The organism is Cedecea neteri NBRC 105707 = ATCC 33855, assembly GCF_001571265.1.
GTDB lineage: Bacteria > Pseudomonadota > Gammaproteobacteria > Enterobacterales > Enterobacteriaceae > Cedecea > Cedecea neteri.
This window is the reverse complement of record NZ_BCTL01000108.1, coordinates 1-2,872: the sequence shown is the minus strand read 5'-3', so window position 1 is coordinate 2,872 and position 2,872 is coordinate 1. Positions and strand designations below refer to the sequence as shown.

Below are 2,872 nucleotides of genomic sequence, written 5' to 3'. Positions count from 1 at the left end.
TTAGTAGATTTCAGCATTCCTTAAATCATTACCAGGTATCCGATGAGCTGAGTTCAATCAGCTAAGGACACCACGTAATGAGCACCAAGAACCAAAGTCGGTATGGGGAACTGAATCAAACCTATGTGCACGGTATCACCAGAACAATTGACAGAGCGTTAAAACAGTATCCTCGTCTATTGGCTATAAGAGTCGATCTGCGCTTCCCTGACGAAGAAGAGATCCCAGATTGCCCAGATCAGTGTTATACAGGCCCTGAGGTCATCACGCGTTTCATCAACTCGGTAAAAGCACAAATCAAAGCGGATATTAATCGTAAGAGAAAAGCGGGTAAGAAGACCCTGACATGCAACATGAGATTTGTCTGGGTACGGGAATTTAATCAGGAAGGGAGCAAGAAGCATTACCACGTATTGCTTTTGCTAAACAAAGACGCCTATGTGTGGCCGGGGAAGATTAAAAAAGATCTTAACAATGCTTTCAACCAGAGTGTTTTTAACATGATTGTTCGAGCATGGATAAGGGCAATTAAACGAGAATACGCGGAAAATAAATATATGGGGCTGATTCACATTGCTCCAAGTGGCTTTTATCAGTTAAACCGCAATAACCGTTACTTCGAGGACAATTTCGAAGATTTAACCTCAAGAGCGATGTATATGGCTAAAGAGTACAGCAAAAACAACTCCGATGGTCAGCGTAACTTTGGCCGTTCTCAGAACTGATACGTAATTTATTACACGGGTGTGGATGTTGAGAAGGAGAATGCGTCAACGGTCAGCCACCAGCAATGGCGCTTCTCCTGACTCACTCAATATCAGGATGGAGACAACCCATGAGCAACAACGACCAACAATCCTACCTCACCAACGACAAAATGGTCGATATGGCATTTATCACCAGCTTTACGGGCTTGACCGATAAATGGTTTTACAAGCTGATTAAAGACGGTGAATTTCCAAAGCCAATTAAACTTGGCAGGAGCTCGCGATGGATGCAAAACGAAGTTGAAGCTTGGGTAAAAAAACGTATTGAACAATCCAGAAACAGCTAACCCATAATAATTCTAAATGATTGTTATCGAAATATTCACAGAACAAAGCAAAGTACCTCCAGAAGTTTTTAACAAGCAACTTTATCACCTGTAGCGTAAGGCTCCTCAAAATGTATAAAGTGCTTTATACGATGTCAGCATACACAGCTATAAGGGCAACAGGAGTTTCCGAGGATGGTAGTATGATAACTACTCAGGTTCGAATGTCTCGTCTGACGTCCTGCACGATAGCAGACCATTGGTATATCAGTTGTTGGTAATACTGCAGAACAGATAGAGTCATTTGAGCTACTTTACTAAAGATTGCATCAGAGCTTATCGCCAAGCGGGACTAGATGTACAATGCTGCTTTCTTAATCAACATAAAAAGGCAATAAATGGACGCAGAGAAAATTCAGGCAGATATTGATGCTCTTTTGACATACATGAATGATGACATGGAGAGCCTCGGAGAAACGATCAAAACCGTTTCATTTGGATTTGATACGGATCAGAACGATCGCATTGCTATTGACGAGCGGTTTCACTGGTCGGAAGAGTATTTGTTCAAAATAATCAACATCTGCCATTCCCGTTGCCTTGTACTTAAGGACTATGGAGATTTCGAACATGTATCCCTGACAGAAGAAGGTCAGAGCCGGGCTATTTCAGTTAAACACGGGAGAAATCGCTCATACGAATTAGGAGCTAGCATGCAAATTGCGACTCTAAATATTCATGGCCCAGCACAGGTTGGCAACAGTAATACGCAAAACATTCACACTGTATTTAACCAGTTAGTTCAGCAAATCGAGGCGTCCTCAGCTACCGACGAAGAAAAGCAAGAAGCCAAAAGCCGCTTAGCTAAATTTCTGGAGCACCCTTTGGTTGGCTCTATCGTAGGTGGTCTAGCAGGTTGGCTTCCAGGTCTGATGGGATGATGGAAGACCTTAAAGAGACCATTCGGCTACGCTGCTCATTTTGTCGTTCGGAGCAGTTTGCTTTACCCTACGAAGATTATTCACCTCCAGATCATAGTTTTGTCGTCTGTGCCAACTGTGGGAGGGAAAATGACGTGACATCGCTACTCATCGTCGCTAAATCGAAAGGGATCGAAATAGCCCAAGCGTATGCTGATGAGCTTGTTGAACAAATGAAGAATGATCTAGCTAAATCGTTTAAAAATAATGAATTCATGAAATTCAAATGATCTGCTTCTAACATTCAGGGAGAAGTTATGCACACTGAAACAGTGACGCCACTTAACTACACGCCTTCTGCCATTGACGATCTGAAAGAACTAGAGCGTGGCTGCCTCTATGAAAAACCATATACCGCTCACGTATTGCGTAATATGATAAACCTGCTGGAAAACAGCGTTAAGTTTATCCTGCCAAACTGCGCCGACTTTATTGCACCCGAAGACCTACGTCAGACGCATCTGGATCTGGCCCGTTTGCCTTACCCGGTCGTGACGTTTGAAATCCCTTGGGAGAAAGAAGGTGCTCTTGAATCCTATTTTGACAAACAGGCCGTACTCTCGACGAAACGAATAGCGCTGTGTTGGGAAGCGAAAGTAGACCTTGAGCCCGTACCGGGTATTAATCGGGTGCTGGATCGTTTCCCAGGAGGCGGGGTTTTTGTCTGCTCTGTCTACTGGGTTGATGATAGACAGTGTTGGCACCCGAGTTATGGTGGTCTCTTTTATCCCTACGATAACACGCTCAATACTGTTGCCGATTTAACCTCTCGTCCGGGAGCTTCAAGATTGGCTGTAGCTTCGTTACAGGATGCGGGTCTCGTATCCCAAACTCACATGAAACAATACAAGGCTGAACT

The 2,872-nt window shown here is 43.8% G+C and carries 4 protein-coding genes and 1 pseudogene; all 5 read left to right on the top strand.

Translation table 11 applies throughout. From position 1 onward, the window contains the following. Positions 1-77: 77 nt before the first annotated feature. A complete protein-coding gene (locus CNE01S_RS23925) occupies positions 78-725 on the top strand; it encodes an inovirus Gp2 family protein (RefSeq protein ID WP_061279188.1) in 648 nt (215 codons plus the stop codon). Between the two features lie 110 nt (positions 726-835). Further along, the gene (locus CNE01S_RS23920; RefSeq protein WP_061279186.1) at positions 836-1,054 is read left to right on the top strand and encodes a helix-turn-helix transcriptional regulator; all 219 of its coding nucleotides are present in this window, start codon (positions 836-838) and stop codon (positions 1,052-1,054) included. Between the two features lie 377 nt (positions 1,055-1,431). After that, on the top strand, positions 1,432-1,974 hold the full coding sequence (locus tag CNE01S_RS23915) for a hypothetical protein (protein ID WP_061279184.1): 543 nt from the start codon (positions 1,432-1,434) through the stop codon (positions 1,972-1,974). Then, complete coding sequence (locus tag CNE01S_RS23910; RefSeq protein WP_061279182.1) at positions 1,971-2,243, top strand: hypothetical protein; 273 nt, start codon at positions 1,971-1,973, stop codon at positions 2,241-2,243. Before CNE01S_RS23915 ends, CNE01S_RS23910 begins: the two co-directional genes overlap by 4 nt. 27 nt (positions 2,244-2,270) lie before the next feature. Beyond that, positions 2,271-2,872 (top strand): annotated as a pseudogene (locus CNE01S_RS23905) (hypothetical protein); the annotation flags it as partial.

Excerpts from the sequence above, each read along its gene's own strand:
- CNE01S_RS23915 (WP_061279184.1), top strand. The coding sequence starts at position 1,432 with ATGGACGCAGAGAAAATTCAGGCAGATATTGATGCTCTTTTGACATAC.
- CNE01S_RS23920 (WP_061279186.1), top strand. The coding sequence starts at position 836 with ATGAGCAACAACGACCAACAATCCTACCTCACCAACGACAAAATGGTC.
- CNE01S_RS23925 (WP_061279188.1), top strand. The coding sequence starts at position 78 with ATGAGCACCAAGAACCAAAGTCGGTATGGGGAACTGAATCAAACCTAT.
- CNE01S_RS23910 (WP_061279182.1), top strand. The coding sequence starts at position 1,971 with ATGATGGAAGACCTTAAAGAGACCATTCGGCTACGCTGCTCATTTTGT.